The sequence below is a fragment of the Streptomyces blastmyceticus genome, from assembly GCF_039521185.1.
Lineage (GTDB): Bacteria > Actinomycetota > Actinomycetes > Streptomycetales > Streptomycetaceae > Streptomyces > Streptomyces blastmyceticus.
The window spans coordinates 572,310-589,373 of sequence record NZ_BAAABW010000026.1 but is presented as its reverse complement, the minus strand read 5'-3'; the positions used below and the strand labels follow the sequence as shown (position 1 = coordinate 589,373).

The following is a 17,064-nucleotide window of genomic DNA, read 5'->3' as shown; positions in this document are numbered from 1 at the left end:
TGACGGACCGGGTGGCTGAGCTGCGGACGGACCCGCTCACCGGCGTCCGCGTCATCGTCAACGGCAGCCGGCAGGGCAGGCCCCGCAACCGCACCGCGGACTGCCCGTTCTGCCCCGGCGGCTTGGAGGCCCCCGGGCCGTACGCGACCCGCCGGATCCCCAACCGCTGGCCGGCCCTGGACGGGCAGCGGTGCGAGGTCCTGCTCTACTGCCCCGAGCACGAGGCGTCGTGGAGCACGATGAGCGCCCGGCAGGCCGAGGCCGCGGTGGAGCTCTGGCACGACTGCTCCGCCGCGCTTGGCTCCCGGCCCGACGTCGCCCACGTGCTGCTCTTCGAGAACCGGGGCGCCGACGCCGGGGCGACCGTGGACCATCCGCACGGCCAGGCCTTCGCGTTCCCCGAGATCCCCGACGGCCCGGCCGCCCGGCTGGCCCGCGGCGAACGGCTGCGCCGCTGCGCGCTGTGCGAGGACCCGCCCAAGGACCTCGTGGTCGCGGAGACCGGTGACTGGCTGGCCTGGGTGCCCGAGGCGCCGCTGTTCCCCTACGCCCTGCGGCTCGCCCCGCGCGGACACCTCGCGGACCTCTCGGAGGCGGGCCCCCGGGGGCGCCGGGCGCTGGCCGGGCTGCTGCGCACGGCACTCGGCCGGATCGACGGGCTGTTCGGCGGGCCCGCCCCGTACTTCCTCTGGGTGCACCAGCGGCCCACCGACGGCCGCGCCTGGCCGTGGGCGCACCTGTACGTGGAGATCAACGCCGTGTGGCGGGCGCCGGGGGTGCCGCGCTTCATCGCGGCGGGCGAACTGGGCAGCGGGATGTACTTCACCCCGCTGGAGCCGGAGACGGCCGCCGAGCGGCTGAGGGAGGCGTGATGCGCGGGTCCGCACGGCGCCGCCCCGAGGCGATCCGGCTCCCGGGCGGCCGACGCCACCCGGGAGCCCGACCCCACGGCTCACCCCCCGGCGAGCTCCCGGAACTGCTCCACGAGCAGGGCGATGGGGTCCGGCGGTATCTCGCGCCGTACGGCCTCGGCCGCCCGGCGGCCGATCTCCGGCCACTCCGCGCGCCGCTGCCAGGCCCGCTCCAGCGCCTCGTCGAAGCAGGCGGCGACCGGGCCCGCGGCGACGAACCCGGTGACGCCGTCCTCGAGGAGCTCGGCGTTGCCCGCGACATCGCTGACGACCACCGGCCGGCCGCAGAGCATCGCCTCGACGATGACGGTCGGCAGGCCCTCCGCGCGGGAGCACAGGAGCAGCCCGTGATGGGTGCGCCACACGCTCTCGATGTCCTCGGCGTACCCGGCGAACTCCACATTGGTCAGGCCGAGCCGGTCCCGCAGCGCCCGCAGCACCCGTTCGTGCGCTCCCGCGCCGTAGAGGGAGACCGTCAGGGGCCGCTCGCGCCACTTGGGCAGCGCGAGCACGTCGAACAGCACGTCGTGGCCCTTGCTGTTCGGGTCGAGCCGGGCCAAGCAGGCCATCCTGACGCGGCCGTCACCGACCTCCGGCCAGGGCGGCGCGGCCGCGTAGTCGACCTTGAAGTGACAGCGCACCACCCGGGCATTGACGATCGTGCCGCCCACCTGCCGTTCGGTCAGCTCCCGGTTCCCCTCCGAGACGAAGAAGGAGGCCAGCGCCCCGGCATAGGCGCGGGACAGCCGCTCGGCGACATCGTCGGTGCACCACTCGTACTCCGAGGCGGAGTTGGAGTACGCGACGTAGGGGAAGCCGCGCTCCAGGCACTCCTCCATCCAGCCCAGGCCCTCGTAGTTGTCGCCCTGGGACACCACGACGAGGTCGGGCCGGAGCTTGGTCAGGATGCTCGACTGCCGCTCGGACCAGGGGAGTTCATGGACGGGGCGCTGGTCGTGCGGCGGCGGGTCCCACCGGCGGTGGACCGCGCACCCGGCCCGCTCCAGGGCGGCCAGCTCGGCGGGGACCTCCTCCCAGCCCTTGACGCTCGCGTGGATGTCCGCGCCCAGCCCGAGCCAGTGCCCGGCGGCCAGCGCCCAGTTGGTCTCACTCGGGCCCCAGGGGGCCGATTCATTGGCCGATGCGAAGAGAATGCGGGGCCGTGCTCGATCCGTCCGACCCATTCCGGTACACCTTCCAGAACAGACGACTGAGAATGAACAGGACCCTAACGTGAAAAAGTCCGGGGAGGAAGTCCGCCCCCGAAAGCAACAACACCCGAAGCCGCCGGACACATTCTTTCTGGACAGGGACGGCACGTTGAATGTGAAGCCGCCTCCGGGCGAATACGTGACGTCCCCTGCGGAATTGACCCTGCTGCCCGGGGCCGCCGCAGCGGTACGCCGGATCAACGAGAGCGAACGCCCCGCGATTCTGGTGACGAATCAACGCGGAGTCGCCAGGGGAATCATGTCGGAGGGCGACCTGGCGGCCGTGCAACGGCGCCTGGCGGAATTGCTCGGGGCCGAGGGCGCTTTTCTGGACGCCTGCTATTCCTGCGTCCACGACGAAGGCGGCTGCGACTGCCGGAAACCCCGGCCCGGCCTGCTCACGCGGGCCGCCGCCGACTTCCCGGGCCTTGCGCTCCCGGACGCGGTCGTGATCGGCGACACGGAGAGCGACGTGCTGGCCGGCCGGGCCGCGGGCACGGCCACGGTCCGGCTGGCCGCGAAGGCCCCCGACTCCGCGGCGGACCTCGTGGCGGCGGACCTGTGGACCGCCGTCGACCTCTTGCTGAAAGGCGGTTGGTGATGAGAATCCTGGTGACCGGCGGGGCGGGCTACATCGGCAGCGTCGTGGCACACCGGCTGATCGAGGAGGGCCACCGCGTCACCGTCCTCGACGACCTGTCGACCGGCTTCGCCGAGGCGGTGCCCGAGGGCGCCCGCTTCGTCCGGGGGACCATGGCGGACGCGGCCGCCGTCCTCGGCGGGCCCGAGACCTTCGACGCCGTGGTGCACCTGGCCGGACGGGCCCTGATCGACGACTCCGTGCGCCGCCCGGAACGGTACTGGCACGGCAACACCGTAGAGTCGCTGACCCTGCTCGACGCCATGCTGGCGGCGGGAGTCGGCCGGTTCGTCTTCTCCTCCACCGCCGCCGTCTACGGCCAGCCGACGAGCGTCCCGATCGAGGAGACCGCGCCCACGGTGCCCACCAATCCGTACGGCGACTCCAAGCTCGCCGTCGACCTGGCGCTCACGGCCTACGCCCGCGCCCACGGCATGGCCTCGGTGAGCCTGCGGTACTTCAACGTGGCCGGGGCGGTGGGCCGGTACGGCGAGCGCCACGCGCCCGAGACCCACATCATCCCGCTCGCCCTCGATGCCGCGCTCGGACGGCGGGCGGACTTCGCCGTCTTCGGCGACGACTACCCGACGCCCGACGGCACGTGCGTCCGCGACTTCATCCACGTGGCGGACGTCGCCGAGGCACACCTGGCGGCCCTGCGGGGGGCGGTGCCGGGCGAGCACCGCGTCTACAACATGGGCAACGGCACGGGCTTCTCCGTGCGGGAGGTGGTGGCGGCGGTGGGGCGGGTGGCGGGGCGTCCGGTACGGGTGCGCGCCGCGCCGAGGAGGGCGGGGGACCCGGCGGTCCTGGTCGCGTCCAACGAACGCATCCGCCGCGAACTCGGCTGGAAGCCGGGGAGAGGGGACCTGGAGGGGATGATCACCGACGCGCTTCGCTTCCGGCGGGGTGCGGGGTGAGGCCCCGCCGTTGCCGCCTGCGGCGGGAGCTCCCTGGACGGGCTGGATGCCTCAGACGCCCCAGAGCCGGCGCGCCAGCGCCCCCACGTCATCGATGCCGGTCAGATCCACCGGCACTTCCTCAAGCACATCGAAATCGTGCAAGAAGGTGAATTGCAGCATCTCCTCCGCAAAAGACCCCGGCACCTCCCACCCCGCCCCCTCCAACAGCTCGGAGAGCAGTCCCAGATCGGCCCGGAAGGCATTGAGATGCAATTGGACGAGGCTGTAGCGCGGATCGCCCGCGTAGACGTCGGTGAAGTCGATCAGGCCGGTGATCCGCTCACCCGCCGGGTCGACGAAGAGGTTGGTGCCGTGCAGGTCGCCGTGGACCAGGACCGGCTCCCGCCCTGCGAGGAGGGTGTCGACGTCGGGCAGGAACGCGTCGACGCCGCCGAGCAGCCGGGGGGAGAGATAGCCCCACTCCCGGTGGTCGGCGACCGTCTCCGCCCGGCGCTCGCGCAGCAGTTCGGCGAAGACGTCCGACCCGGGGCGCAGCGCGGCCGTGCCCGTCAGCGGCACCTCGTGCAACCGGCGCAGCACCGCGCCGAAGCGCCGGGCCAGGGAAAGGCGCCGGGGGCGGTCCAGGGCCGCCATCGCCTCCCGCCAGGTGATCCCGGGGGCGGTCTCCATGACGAGGAACGGCCACGACCAGCCGTCCCCGCCGGGGCGCAGCTCCCCGCGGGCCACTAAGCGCGGGATCGGCAGGCCGTGCCCCGACAGGACTTCGTACGCCTCCAGTTCGGAGGCGTGGTTCTCGGGGCCGCACCAGTGCTCGCCGTAGAGTTTGACGGCCAGTCCGGTGTCCGTCAGCAGCACGGGATTGGTGCTCTCCCCGGGAATGCGCACACGGCCGGGGGCCGCGAGACCGAGGGAATCCAGCGCCTTGCGGACCCAGGGTTCCCAGAAGGCCAGGTCGTTCCGGAGCTTGGCGTAGATGTCGTCCGAATTGATTTCGCTGAGATCCGTGGGGCGGCTTTCCGGCACGGCGCGACTCCCGTTCTGCACGGCAACGAGGATTTCCGACGGAATTCGCAACAGGTTAGCACGGAAAGGGGTGCCGGCAACCATGAAGTCCCGCCATCGGACCGTATGTTGAGAAGCAGTCGAGGACGCGGAAAAAGCATGAGGAGCGCGCATTGAGTGCCGACCCCGTCATCGCCCGCAGGCCCGGTTCTTCGCTGGCCACCCTCCGGCGGATCGCCCCGTACCTGGCCCCCGTCCGGCGCCCCGTGGCCGGTGCCGTCGGCGCGACGCTGTGCGCCCAGCTGTGCGGGCTCACCATTCCCCTGGTCGTACAGCGGATCATCGACGGCCCGTTCACCTCCGGCGACCACCGCCGGCTGCCCTGGCTGATCTCCCTCGTCGCCGTCCTCGGCGCCGCGGAGGCCGGGCTGTTCTACGCCCGCCGCAAGCTCATCGCCCGGCCGACCGCCCTGGTGGAGTCGCGGATGCGGGCCGACCTGCTCACCCATCTGCTGCGCATGCCGGTGGACTTCCACGACCGTTGGCAGACCGGCCAGTTGCTCTCCCGGGCCGTCAACGACCTGGTGACACTGCGCAAATATCTCGCCTTCGCGGCGCTGTTCCTGGTCGTCAACACCGTCACCCTCGTCGTCGGGCTGGCCGTGCTGTTCACCATCGCACCGGCACTCGCCCTCGTCGGACTGTGCAGCGCCGCACCGCTGTTGCTGGTCTCCTACCTCTACGAGACGCGCTACAAGGTCGTCGCGCGCCGCGCCCAGGACCAGGGCGGCGATCTGACGACGATCGCCGAGGAGACCATGCTGGGCATGCGGCTGCTGAAGTCCTTCGGGCGCGCGCGGGTGCGTACCCGCCTCTTCCGGGAGCAGGCCCGCTGCCTGCGCGACACCGAGCTGCACATCGTCCGCATCATGGCGGCCCTGTCCACCGCCCTCCTCGTCCTGCCCGAACTCGGCATCGCCGGGCAGCTCGCCGTCGGCACCGCGGGCATCATCCACGGCGGCCTCACCCTGGGGGACCTGGTGGCCGCCATCGCCATCAGCACCTATCTGCGCTGGCCCACCGAGTGCATCGGCTGGGCCCTGTCGGAGACCAGCACGGCCGCGGCCGCCTGCGACCGCTACTGGGAGCTGCGCGACAGCCCGCCCTCCGTCACCGACCCCCCGCACCCCCGTACGGGCCCCCTGCCCGCGCGCGGCCATCTGCGCTTCGAGAACGTCCACTTCCGCTACCCGGGAGCCGAGCGGCCCGTGCTGCGCGGCGTCGACCTGGAGGTGCGGCCGGGCGAGACCATGGCCCTGGTCGGCGCCACGGGCTCGGGCAAGACCACCCTGACCGCCCTCGTGCCCCGGCTCACCGACGTGACCTCCGGCCGGGTCACCGTGGACGGCGTGGACGTACGCGACCTGCCGCTCGCCGACCTGCGCGCCCGGCTGGGCTGCGCCTTCGAGGACGCCATGCTCTCCTCGGCCGGCATCCGCGAGAACGTCGCCCTCGGTATCCCCGGCGCGGGCGAGGCGGAGATCCGCGAGGCCCTGCGCATCGCCGCCGCCGAGGAGTTCACCGACGCGCTGCGGCCGGACGGTCTTGACACCCGCATCGGCGAGCAGGGCCTGTCGCTCTCCGGTGGCCAGCGTCAGCGGCTGGCGCTGGCCAGGGCGGTCCTCGGCAGGCCCGCCCTGCTCGTCCTCGACGACCCTCTGTCCGCGCTCGACCTGCACACCGAGGCCGAGGTGGAGAAGGCGCTGCGCGGCGTGCTGAGCGACGCGACCGCGCTGGTGGTGGCCCACCGCCCGAACACCGCCCGGATGGCCGACCGCGTCGCGGTCCTGGCCGACGGCCGGATCACCGCCGTCGGCACCCATGACGAACTGCTCGCGAACTGCCCGCGCTACCGGGCCCTCATGGCGGCCCCCGAGCCCTGGGAAGCAGGGGGAGAGGAGGCGATGCCGCGGTGACCACCACCTCGACGGACCCGGACCGGGCACCCGCGGCACCACCGCACGGACGGCCGGGCCTCGACGCCGGAGAGGACGCGGCCGTACTCGACAAGGCCACCCAGCGCCGGGTCCGTGCCCGGTCCCGGCGGCTGCTCGTCAGCCTGATGCGCCCCTGGCTGCTGCGCGCTGCGGTGGCGCTGGCCGCGCTTGTGCTGGAGAACGTCGCGCAGCTGGCCGGTCCGCTGCTGATCGCCCGTGCCATCGACACCGGCGTCCCGCACGCGGTCGCCGGACGCTCGGGCGCCCTCGTGTGGTGCGTGGCCGGCTTCGCGCTGTGCACGGGGGTGTCCGCCGCGTCCCGCTACGCCTTCTTCCGGCTGTCCGGGTGCGTCGGGCAGGCCGTCCTGCTCGACCTGCGGATGAGGATCTTCCGGCAGGCGCAGCGGCTGCCGGTCGCCTTCCACGACGCGTACACCTCCGGCCGGGTCGTCTCCCGGCTGACCGCGGACGTCGACGCCGTGCGCGACCTGGTCGAGGCGAGCCTGGACGGCCTGCTGACCTCGCTGCTGACGGTCCTCGGCATCGCCGGGCTCCTGCTGTGGCTGGACGTGCCGATGGCCCTGGTGGTGCTGGTCTCGTTCGTGCCGCTCGTCCTGCTCACGCGCTGGTTCCGGGAGCGCTCCCGCCGCGCGTACCGCAGGGCGCGCAACACCGTCGCCGAGATCCTCATGGAGCTGGGCGAGACCCTGGGCGGGATCCGGGCCGTGCAGGCGTTCCGCGCCGAGCCCCGCAAGGGCGCCCGGATGAACGGCCTCAACGAGGAGTTCCGCGACGCCCACACCGAGGCCCTCGCCGTCGTCGCCCGCTACACCGCCGGAGTGCGCCTGGTCGGCAACACCGCGCTGGTCCTGGTCCTGGCCATCGGCAGCTGGCGGCTGTCGGAGGGCTCCCTCCGGCTGGGCATCCTCACGGCCTTCGTCCTCTACCTGCGCAAGTTCTACGACCCGCTGGACGAGCTGGCCCACTTCACCAACCTCTATGTCGCGGCGAGCACCGCCCTGGAGAAGATCTCGGCCCTGCTGGCCGTCGAGCCGTCCGTCCCCGAACCCCGGGAACCCGTGGCCCTGCCCGCCGGCCGCACCGAGCGCGGGCGGCTGGAGTTCCGGGCCGTGGAGTTCCGCTACACCCCCGCCGGGCCGCTGGTCGTGCCGCGGCTCGACCTGACCGTGCCCGCGGGGCAGATCGTGGCGGTCGTCGGCGCGACCGGCGCGGGGAAGTCCACCCTGGCCAAGCTCGCCGCCCGGTTCTACGACCCCTCGGACGGCACCGTCACGCTGGACGGTGTCGACCTGCGCGACCTGACCGATGCCGCCCTGCGCCGCGAAGTGGTCATCGTGACCCAGGAGAACTTCCTGTTCACCGGCACGATCGCGGAGAACGTCGCCCTGGCCCGGCCGGACGCGACGGCGGAGGAGGTCCGCGCCGCCGCTGCGGCCGTCCACGCCCACGAGGTCATCGAGGCGCTGCCCGACGGCTACGACACCCAGGTGAGCAAGCGCGGCAGCAGGCTCTCGGCCGGGCAGCGCCAGATGGTCGCCCTCACCCGGGCGTTCCTCGCCGACCCGACCGTCCTGCTCCTCGACGAGGCGACCTCCAGCCTGGACATCCCGACCGAGCGCGCGGTGCGGGCGGCCCTGGCCAAGGTGCTCGCGGGCCGGACCGCGGTGATCATCGCGCACCGGCTGTCCACCGTGCTGTCGGCCGACCGCGTCCTGGTCATGGACGCGGGCCGGATCGTCGAGGACGGCCCGCCGCGCGCCCTGATCGCGGCGGGCGGGCCGTTCTCCCGGCTGTACCGGACGTGGGTGACCTCGACGGGCGGGTGAGGGCCGGTGCTCAGCCGGCGCGGGACAGCGGCAGCGTGGCGATCGCGTGCTTCACCAGGCTGCCGAGGTGGAGCCGGCCGTCGTGTTCGAGGGCGCAGGTGACCATGTGGTAGTCGCGGTCGCGGCGCCGCAGGTCGTGCACCGTACGGCCCTGGGTGTCGTAGCCCCGCACCCAGGCCGTGCGGCGCGCGCCGGGCAGCAGGGCGGTCGGCAGGGACCAGACCGCCCTGCGCAGGAACGGGTGGTGACGGTGCAACAGATCGAGCATGGCATCGCGCGCCGAGGCCAGTGCCACCCAGACCAGGCCGCTCTCACCGGTCGTCAGATTGTCGGGGAAGCCGGGCAGTTCGTCGACGAACACATCGGACGTACCCGCCCGCGGGCCCGTGAGCCACAGGCGCCGCAGCCGGTAGGCCCCCGTCTCCGCGACCACCAGGAACGACTCGTCGGGCGCCAGACAGACGCCGTTGGCGAACTGCAGCCCGTCCAGGACGACCTCCGCGGCGCTCCCGGGCACCCACCGCACCACGCGGCCCGTGCCGGAGTGCTCCATCAGGTCGCCCTTCCACAGGTGGAGAGGGAATCTGCGGCTGGCGTCGCTGACGAAGACCGTGCCGTCCCGGGTCACGGCGACATTGCTGCACACGCGCAGCGGTTCACCGGCCGCCTCGGTCAGGACGGTCTCCACCGCACCGCTCGACGGGTCGATCCGCAGCAGCCCGCGGTAGGCGTCGCAGACCAGGATCCGCCCGTCCGGCAGCGCGTGCAGCCCCAGCGGCCGCCCGCCCGTACGGGCCACCTCCGCCACGCGCCCTCCGGCGGGGTCCACCCGCAGGATCCGGCCGTCGGCGACCCCGGTGAGCAGGTGCCCGGACGCGTCGACGGCGAGGTGTTCCGGCCCCTCCCCGCCGATGGGGAGCAGCCGCGGCGGCGGCATGGTGGTGCGGCGGTCCGCCCGCGGGCGAGGCGGAGGCCGCCAGACCACCGGATCGATGGGCGGCTTGTGTGCCATCGACGACTCACACCCTTCGCTCGGCCGGGAGACGGCGGGGCGTCTCCCGCGCGTACGGCAGGACGCCCCAGGCTCCCACGGCGGCCGTGATCGGGCGACTACGCCGCGCGCGCCCGGCGGGCCCCGGCCCCGGATCCCCGACGGCCGGCCGGGCCGTCGCGCGCGTCCCGGCCGCCGGGGGAGGGCTGGGTTAGGGTATTTGCATGGGTGGGCAAGTCGAGGCGTGGGATGCGGCCGGTGCGGAGCGGGCCGTGGCGGTGCTGAAGGCGGTGGCCGATCCGACGCGCTACCGCCTGCTGTGGGCGCTGTCCCGGCAGGAGTTCCCGGTCGGCAGCCTCGCGGACCTGACCGGAGCCCATGTGGCCGCGGTCTCCCAGCACTTGGCGAAGCTGCGCACGGCCGGCCTGGTGCTCTCGCGCCGGGAGGGCACGCGCATCTACTACCGCGTCGCCGGCCCGCATGTGAAGGCGTTGCTGGAAGAGGCGTCGCTGGTCGCGTCGGCCCCGGCCGCGCAGGCGGCGCCGGAGGCCGCGCGGGAGCGGCCCGCCGCCGTCGCGCAGGAGCAGCCGGTCCGGGCGCGGGCGGCCCGCCCGCTGCGGGCCCGCCGCGCGGCGACGGAGCGCTAGTCAGTCCTCGATGCCGGCGGCCGCGGCGTCGAGGCGGTACTCCTGAGGGTCGGCGTCGTACGCGTACAGCTCGGCGTAGCGGCCCCAGTCGGTGGCGGTCTCCAGCTGCTGGTCGACCTGCTCGCTGGTGTAGTGGTGGGCGAGCAGATCGCGGAAGAACCCCGCGCGCAGGGTGCGGTCGGGGTTCTGGCGGAGGCTGGTGGTGATCAGCCTGACGAGCGGCACCTCCAGCGCGGCCTCGGCGAAGATCTGCTTGGACCGCTGGACGTCGGCGTCGGCGAAGGCGGTGCCGCGCCCGGTGAGGACCAGGTCGTCCTCGCTCATCGAGGCGAGGCCCAGCAGGTCGAGGGCGTCGACGAGGGGCAGCACGTCGTCGATCTCCAGGCCGAGGTCGTCGGCGAGGTCGGCGAGGTCGCAGCGGCCGCCGCGGTGGTCGACGATCTCGGCGAGACCGGACAGTCCGTCGACGCTCGCGGTGGGCAGCGGGGTGTTGGCGTGCGTGCGCCGCTCCGGCTCGGCCGCTTCCGCGCGGCCCGGGGTCCTGGTCTCCTTCGTACGGCCGGTCATGGTGCGGTAGACGCGGTCGATGAGGTCCTCGAAGGCGGCGGAGTCACGGTCGCGGGGGCGCTCCAGGGCGACCTCGAAGGTCTCGCGGATGGTGCCGGGGCGCGAGCCGAGGACGACGATGCGGTCGGCCATCAGCACCGCCTCCTCGATGTTGTGGGTGACCAGGACGACCGCGCGGGTGGGGAACTGGCCCGATTCCCACAGCTCCATGAGCTCGCCGCGCAGGTTCTCGGCGGTCAGGACGTCGAGGGCGGAGAAGGGCTCGTCCATCATCAGGACGTCGGGTTCGACGACGAGGGCGCGGGCGAAGCCGACGCGCTGGCGCATGCCGCCGGAGAGCTCCTTGGGGTACGCGGACTCGAAGCCGTCGAGGCCGATGAGGTCGATGGCCTGGAGCGCGGCCTCGGCGCGCCGGTCGGCAGGGACCCCGCGGGCCTCGAGACCGAGCTCGACGTTCTGCTGGACGGTGAGCCAGGGCAGCAGCGCGAAGGTCTGGAAGACCATGGCGGTGCCGGGGTTGGCGCCGGTCAGGGGCGCGCCGCGGTAGGAGACGGTGCCCGAGCTGGGCGGGATGAGCCCGGCCAGGCAGCGCAGCAGGGTGGACTTGCCGGAGCCCGACTTGCCGAGCAGGGCGACGACCTCGCCGGCCCGGACCGTCAGGTCGATGCCGGTGAGGACGGGCAGTTCGCGGTCGGCGCCCGCGTAGGACTTGGTCAGGCCGTCGGCGGCGAGCAGGACGTCACCGTCCGCCGCGCGCACGACCGGTGCGGCGGTCCGGACGCCGCGGAGGTTGCGGAAGGCGCTGAGGACCATGGGGGGCTCCATCGCATTTCTCGGGAACGGGCGTGGCGGTCAGATGGCGCAGCGGGTCTCCGCGATGCGGTGCAGGCGGCGCCAGAGGAGGCGGTTGAGGCCGACGACGTAGAGGCTCATCACGGCCACCCCCGCGATCAGGTGCGGGAAGTCGCCGTCGGCGGTGGCGTGGGAGATGTACGCGCCCAGGCCGGTGGCGGTGAGGGTGGTGGCGCCGAAGGGGACGATCTCGGAGACGATCGAGGCGTTCCAGGCACCGCCCGAGGCGGTGATCCCGCCGGTGACGTACGAGGGGAAGATCCCGGGCAGGATCAGCCGCTTCCACCGCTGCCATCCGCGCACCCCCAGGTCGTCCATGGCCTCGCGCAGGTCGGTGGGGATGGACATGGCGCCGGCGATGGTGTTGAAGAGGATGTACCACTGGGCGCCGAGCGCCATCAGCAGGACGCCGCCGATGTTGATCGACAGCCCGGTCTTCAGGAAGAACCAGACGGCGAGCGGGAAGAGGAAGTTGGCGGGAAAGCTCGCCAGGACCTGGACCAGGGGCTGGGCGATGCGGGTCAGCTTGGGCGAGAAACCGATGCGTACGCCGATGGGCACCCACACCACGGTGGCCCCCACGACCACCACGACGACCCGGGCGAGGGTGGCGAGGCCGAGCAGCAGCGGCTCGCCGAGGACGCCGAGCCCGGTCCGCGCGCGCAGATAGCCGACGAGGTCGATCAGCCCCCACAGGATCAGCCCGCCCGCCACCACGGCGAAGGCGATGTCACCGGTGCGCTGCTGCCGTGGGTCGACGGTCAGCGGCCGGTCGTCGACGCCCAGCACCCGGCCCGCCCGCCCGAGCCCGCGGCCCACGGGCCGCAGCAGGCGGCCGAGCAGCCGGGGCCAGGAGGAGCGGCGCAGGAAGCCCAGGACGTAGCTGCGCTGGATCTCGCCGGCCTCGGACTGCTCGTTCTTGAACTTCTCCACCCAGGCGGTCAGCGGCCGCCAGAAGAGGAAGTTCACGCCGATGACCATGACGGCCATGGTGACGATGGCCCAGCCGACCTTGCCGAGGTCGCCGGCGGCGATCGCGGCGCCCGCGTACGAACCGACGCCCGGCAGCGCGTAGTTCCTGTTGTTGACGCTGATCGCCTCCGAGGCGACCAGGAAGAACCAGCCGCCGCCGAAGCTCATCATGCCGTTCCAGACCAGGCCGATGGCCCCGGCCGGCAGCTCCACCTTCCAGAAGCGCATCCAGCGGGTGAAGCGGAACGATCGGGACAGCTCGTCGAGTTCGCGGGGGAGCGAGGTGAGGGAGCGGTAGAAGCCGAAGGTCATGTTCCAGGCCTGCGAGGTGAAGATCGCGAAGATCGACGCGCACTCCAGGCCCAGCAGGGAGCCGGGGAACAGGGCGATGAAGCCCGTCACCGCGACCGTGAGGAAGCCGAGCACGGGCACCGACTGGAGGATGTCCAGCGCCGGGATCAGGATCCGCTCCAGCCGTCGGCTGCGGGCGGCGGCGGTGGCGTAGCCGAGGGTGAAGACGATCGAGGCCGCGAGCGCGACGAACATCCGCAGCAGGCTGCGCGCCGCGTCGTAGGGGAGCCGGGAGGGATCGGTGTCGATCACCACCGACTGGCCGGTGGAGAAGCGCACCGTGGTGCCCTGCCCCACCCGCAGCGTGATGTAGAAGAGGACGAGCACACCGGCGGCGACCACCAGGTCGACCCAGGTCGTGCGGGTCAGCCGGCCCGTGACCCGGGGCGGCAGCGCGGTCCGCGCGACGGCGGAGCCCCTCCGGAACGACGACATCACCAGAACCTCCCACCACGCCTCGGACACAGATCATCCCGCGCCGCGGCCACGGCGGGCATGCCGACGGCACGGGCGGGGGCGATTCCACCGAGCGGGCTTGAGGGCCGGGACGCCGGAAGTCTGCCGTTTGTTGCGTTATTACGCAAATAATCGCAGGTCGGGGGCGGGAGCCATGCGTCCGGGGGTCGGGTCCGCCGCGTACGGGGCGGCCGCGCGTTCGCGGGAGCCGGTCGTCATCCTGTCGGCCGTTCCGTGTGGCGGCGGGGCGCACGGGACCCGCCGCCACCTCCTCACGCCGCCGCGGGCCGGTCGGTGCCCCGCGCCAGACGGCCCGTCGGCTCCGGGCGCGCACCCCACGCGCGGACACCGGTGCCGGAGGGCGGCCGGTTCGCGCCGAGGGCCGCCCTGGCCTCCGTGGCGTAGGTGTCCACGTACTCCTGCTCCGAGAGCTTGAGGATCGCGTACATGATCTCGTCCGTGACGGCCCGCAGCACCGCGCGGTGGTCCTGCATCCCGTCGTAGCGGGAGAAGTCCAGCGGCTCCCCGAAGCGGATCGTGATCGGCACGAGGCGCGGCAGCCGCCGCCCCGTCGGCTGTGCCTCGAACGTGCCGATCATCGCGCAGGGGATCACGGGCGCGCCCGACTTGAGCGCCATGGCCGCCACGCCGACCCGCCCTTTGTAGAGCCGCCCGTCGTGCGAGCGGGTCCCCTCGGGGTAGATGCCCAGCAGCTCGCCCCGCTCCAGGACACCCAGTGCCGTGTCGACCGCGGCCTGCGCCGCCTCCTTGCCCGACCGGTCCACGGGTATCGCCCCGATGCCCCGGAAGAACGCCGCGGTGAGCCGGCCCTTGAGGCCCGCCCCCGTGAAGTACTCCATCTTCGCGAGGAAGGAGATCCGGCGCCTGACCATGACCGGCATCATGAAGTGGTCGGAGAACGACAGGTGGTTCCCCGCGATGATCGCCGCGCCGGTGTCCGGCAGATGCTCCATCCCCTCCACGCGCGGCCGGAACAGCCAGCGCAGCAACGGCACCAACACCATGGATTTGAAAGCGAAGTAGAACACGATCAGTGACCCCCTCGGCCGACTGGCCCCCGCGCCGAGGCACGCTAGTCGGCCGCACGGATCATGGGGAGAGGGACTATTGAGCCATTCGCGGCGGCACTGCGTGCCATGGGCGGGAGCGTCGCGTCCCGGCACGCCGTCAGCGGTGCGCTCCGCCCGCCCTCCGCCACGTCGCCTCGCGGAGCATCCGCAGGCCGTTGAGGCCGACGACGACGGTCGAGCCCTCGTGCCCCAGGACGCCGAGGGGCAGCGGCAGATGCCCGGCCAGGTCCCAGACCACCAGGCCGGAGATGAACACCGAGGCGATCACGAGGTTCTGTACCACCAGGCCGCGGGCCCGCCGGGACAGGGCCACCACCTGGGGAACGGCGGCGAGTTCGTCGCGGACGACGACGGCGTCCGCCGTCTGAAGCGCGAGGTCGGAACCGGCCCGGCCCATGGCGATGCCGGTGTGGGCGGCGGCCAGCGCGGGCGCGTCGTTGACACCGTCACCGATCATCAGCACCTTCCGCCCGGCGGCCCCCTGCTCCCGCACGGCCGCGACCTTGTCCTCCGGCAGCAGCCCGGCGCGTACGTCGCCGATGCCGACCTCGGCGGCGAGGCGGGCGGCGGCGCGGGGGTTGTCGCCGGTCAGCAGCATCGGGGCCGTACCGGTCAGCGCCGTCAGCGAGGCGACCGTGGCGGCGGCGCCGGGCCGGAGGCGGTCGGCGATGCCGAGGACGCCGACGGCGACGCCGTCGCGGCGGACGAGGACCGCGGTGCGGCCCGCGCCCTCCAGCTCCCCGGCGACGGCAGCGGCCCCGACGGCCGCCCCGTCATCGGAGCCGCCGGACAGCCGCGCCGGAGCGCCGACGGCGACCGCGTGCCCGCCGACGGTGGCGGTCACGCCGACGCCGGGGGAGGAGGCGAAGCCCTCCGCGGGCGGGATGCGCAGGTCCCGCTCGCGGGCGGCGCGCACGACGGCGCGGGCCAGCGGGTGCTCGCTCGGGTGCTCGGCCGCCGCGGCCGACGCGAGCAACCCGTCGGCGTCCAGGCCGCTTTCGGCCAGGGGGCGGACGTCGGTCACCCGGGGTGTGCCCTCGGTCAGCGTGCCGGTCTTGTCGAGCGCGACCGCGTCCACCCGGCCGAGGCGCTCCATGACCACCGCGGACTTCACGAGCACGCCGTGGCGCCCGGCGTTGGCGATCGCGGACAGCAGCGGCGGCATGGTGGCCAGCACCACCGCGCACGGGGAAGCGACGATCATGAAGGTCATCGCCCGCAGCAGCGAGCCGGTCAGGCCCGAGCCGAAGGCGAGCGGCACGGCGAAGACGGCGAGCGTGGCCAGGACGATGCCGATGGAGTACCGCTGCTCGACCTTCTCGATGAACAGCTGCGTCGGCGCCTTGGTCCGCGACGCCTCCTCGACCATGGCCACGATCCGCGCGACGACCGAGTCCGAGGCGTCCCGTTCGACCTTCACGCGCAGCGCGCCGGTGCCGTTCACGGTCCCGGCGAAGACCTCGTCCCCCGCCTGTTTGGCGACCGGCAGCGGCTCGCCGGTGATGGTCGCCTGGTCGACCTCGCTGCGGCCGTCCAGGACGCGCCCGTCGGCGCCGACCCGCTCGCCCGGCCGGATCAGGACGGTGTCGCCGACCACGAGGTCCCCGGAGGCGACCGTCCGCTCCTCGCCGTCGTCCAGCAGGAGGGTGGCGGTGTCGGGGGCGAGGTCGAGCAGGCCGCGGACCGAGTCGGCGGTACGGGCGGTCGCCAGCGCCTCCAGCGCGCCGGACGTGGCGAAGATGACGATCAGCAGCGCGCCGTCCATCACCTGCCCGATCGCGACCGCGCCGAGCGCGGCGACGATCATCAGCAGGTCGACGTCGAGGGTCCGCTCCCGCAGGGCCACCAGCCCGGCCCAGCCCGGCTCCCAGCCCCCGGCCGCGTACGCGACGGCGTACAGCGGGCCCCAGGCCCAGGCCGGTGCCCCGGTCAGATGCAGCGGCAGCGCGGTCAGGAAGGCGAGCGTGGCCGCGGCCGCCCAGCGGGCCTCCGCCAGCGCGAACACCCGGGTGCGGCGCCGCGGTGGCGGCGTCGTGGAGGTCGGTACCGCGCGTTCGGGGCGCCGGAGCAGGGTGGAAGGCATGGCGGGGACAACCCTTCGCGGACGGAGGAGCGGCAACACGACCACCGTACAGGAATGAATGAACAGGTCTTCATTCGTCATCGTTAGGATGGCCATATGGGTCATGGAGCCGACAAGAACGAAAACAACGCCACCACCCGCGAACGCCTGGACACCGTCGGGACCGCGGACGTCGCCGCCACGCTCCAGGCCCTGGCCACCCCTTCGCGGCTGCTGATCCTCGCCCGCCTCCAGGAGGGCCCCTGCGCCGCGGGCGACCTCGCCCAGGCGGTGGGCATGGAACAGTCCGCCTGCTCCCACCAGCTCCGCCTGCTGCGCAACCTCGGCCTGGTGACCGCCGAACGCCGGGGCCGCTCGATCATCTACGCCCTCTACGACCACCACGTCGCCGAACTCCTCGACCAGGCGCTCTACCACGTGGAGCACTTGCGGCTCGGCCTGCGCGACGCCCCGGCGGAAGCGGCCCTGTGACGGCGCCGTTCTCCCCCTGAAGCACGCCCCAGGGTGACCGGAGCGGGGCGGG

At 73.4% G+C, this 17,064-nt stretch carries 14 protein-coding genes; 7 read left to right on the top strand and 7 right to left on the bottom strand.

The features are described 5' to 3' along the window. Positions 1-11 precede the first annotated feature (11 nt). Positions 12-872, top strand: a complete 861-nt coding sequence (locus ABD269_RS24995) for a galactose-1-phosphate uridylyltransferase (RefSeq protein ID WP_344121222.1) — start codon at positions 12-14, stop codon at positions 870-872. A gap of 80 nt (positions 873-952) precedes the next feature. Here ABD269_RS24995 and ABD269_RS24990 read toward each other — a convergent pair whose 3' ends face one another. Beyond that, positions 953-2,095, bottom strand: a complete 1,143-nt coding sequence (locus ABD269_RS24990; RefSeq protein ID WP_344121220.1) for a glycosyltransferase family 4 protein — start codon at positions 2,093-2,095, stop codon at positions 953-955. Between ABD269_RS24990 and ABD269_RS24985 the strand changes: the two genes are divergently transcribed. Both ABD269_RS24985 and galE read left to right on the top strand, forming a co-directional pair. Continuing rightward, positions 2,064-2,723 (top strand): D-glycero-alpha-D-manno-heptose-1,7-bisphosphate 7-phosphatase, encoded by a 660-nt coding sequence (locus ABD269_RS24985; RefSeq protein WP_344122065.1) that lies wholly within the window; start codon positions 2,064-2,066, stop codon positions 2,721-2,723. The genes ABD269_RS24990 and ABD269_RS24985 overlap by 32 nt on opposite strands. Further along, complete coding sequence (galE, locus tag ABD269_RS24980) at positions 2,723-3,682, top strand: UDP-glucose 4-epimerase GalE (protein ID WP_344121218.1); 960 nt, start codon at positions 2,723-2,725, stop codon at positions 3,680-3,682. Before ABD269_RS24985 ends, galE begins: the two co-directional genes overlap by 1 nt. Before the next feature lie 51 nt (positions 3,683-3,733). Here the strand turns inward: galE and ABD269_RS24975 are convergent, their stop codons facing one another. Then, entirely contained in the window at positions 3,734-4,708 is a 975-nt protein-coding gene (locus tag ABD269_RS24975) for a phosphotransferase family protein (RefSeq protein ID WP_344121216.1), read from the bottom strand. A 152-nt stretch (positions 4,709-4,860) separates the two neighbouring features. Between ABD269_RS24975 and ABD269_RS24970 the strand changes: the two genes are divergently transcribed. Together ABD269_RS24970 and ABD269_RS24965 are read left to right on the top strand one after the other, a co-directional pair. Next, positions 4,861-6,663: an ABC transporter ATP-binding protein gene (locus ABD269_RS24970; RefSeq protein ID WP_344121214.1), complete on the top strand. Its 1,803-nt coding sequence runs from the start codon at positions 4,861-4,863 to the stop codon at positions 6,661-6,663. Further along, complete coding sequence (locus ABD269_RS24965; RefSeq protein ID WP_344121212.1) at positions 6,660-8,531, top strand: ABC transporter ATP-binding protein; 1,872 nt, start codon at positions 6,660-6,662, stop codon at positions 8,529-8,531. Before ABD269_RS24970 ends, ABD269_RS24965 begins: the two co-directional genes overlap by 4 nt. A gap of 10 nt (positions 8,532-8,541) precedes the next feature. Here ABD269_RS24965 and ABD269_RS24960 read toward each other — a convergent pair whose 3' ends face one another. After that, on the bottom strand, positions 8,542-9,543 hold the full coding sequence (locus tag ABD269_RS24960; protein ID WP_344121210.1) for an SMP-30/gluconolactonase/LRE family protein: 1,002 nt from the start codon (positions 9,541-9,543) through the stop codon (positions 8,542-8,544). A gap of 203 nt (positions 9,544-9,746) precedes the next feature. Between ABD269_RS24960 and ABD269_RS24955 the strand changes: the two genes are divergently transcribed. Then, positions 9,747-10,169 (top strand): ArsR/SmtB family transcription factor, encoded by a 423-nt coding sequence (locus tag ABD269_RS24955; protein WP_301891221.1) that lies wholly within the window; start codon positions 9,747-9,749, stop codon positions 10,167-10,169. On the opposite strand, the gene ABD269_RS24950 is transcribed toward ABD269_RS24955, so the two are convergent. The 4 genes from ABD269_RS24950 to ABD269_RS24935 all read right to left on the bottom strand — a co-directional run bounded on the left by ABD269_RS24950 (position 10,170) and on the right by ABD269_RS24935 (position 16,541). Next, a complete protein-coding gene (locus ABD269_RS24950; RefSeq protein WP_301891220.1) occupies positions 10,170-11,549 on the bottom strand; it encodes an ABC transporter ATP-binding protein in 1,380 nt (459 codons plus the stop codon). It abuts the gene before it with no gap. A 39-nt stretch (positions 11,550-11,588) separates the two neighbouring features. Further along, the gene (locus tag ABD269_RS24945; protein ID WP_344121207.1) at positions 11,589-13,346 is read right to left on the bottom strand and encodes an ABC transporter permease; all 1,758 of its coding nucleotides are present in this window, start codon (positions 13,344-13,346) and stop codon (positions 11,589-11,591) included. Between the two features lie 293 nt (positions 13,347-13,639). Then, on the bottom strand, positions 13,640-14,416 hold the full coding sequence (locus ABD269_RS24940) for a lysophospholipid acyltransferase family protein (RefSeq protein WP_344121206.1): 777 nt from the start codon (positions 14,414-14,416) through the stop codon (positions 13,640-13,642). A 139-nt stretch (positions 14,417-14,555) separates the two neighbouring features. Beyond that, positions 14,556-16,541 (bottom strand): heavy metal translocating P-type ATPase, encoded by a 1,986-nt coding sequence (locus tag ABD269_RS24935; RefSeq protein WP_344121205.1) that lies wholly within the window; start codon positions 16,539-16,541, stop codon positions 14,556-14,558. A 96-nt stretch (positions 16,542-16,637) separates the two neighbouring features. Between ABD269_RS24935 and ABD269_RS24930 the strand changes: the two genes are divergently transcribed. Continuing rightward, the gene (locus tag ABD269_RS24930) at positions 16,638-17,012 is read left to right on the top strand and encodes an ArsR/SmtB family transcription factor (RefSeq protein ID WP_301891216.1); all 375 of its coding nucleotides are present in this window, start codon (positions 16,638-16,640) and stop codon (positions 17,010-17,012) included. Positions 17,013-17,064: the final 52 nt, after the last annotated feature.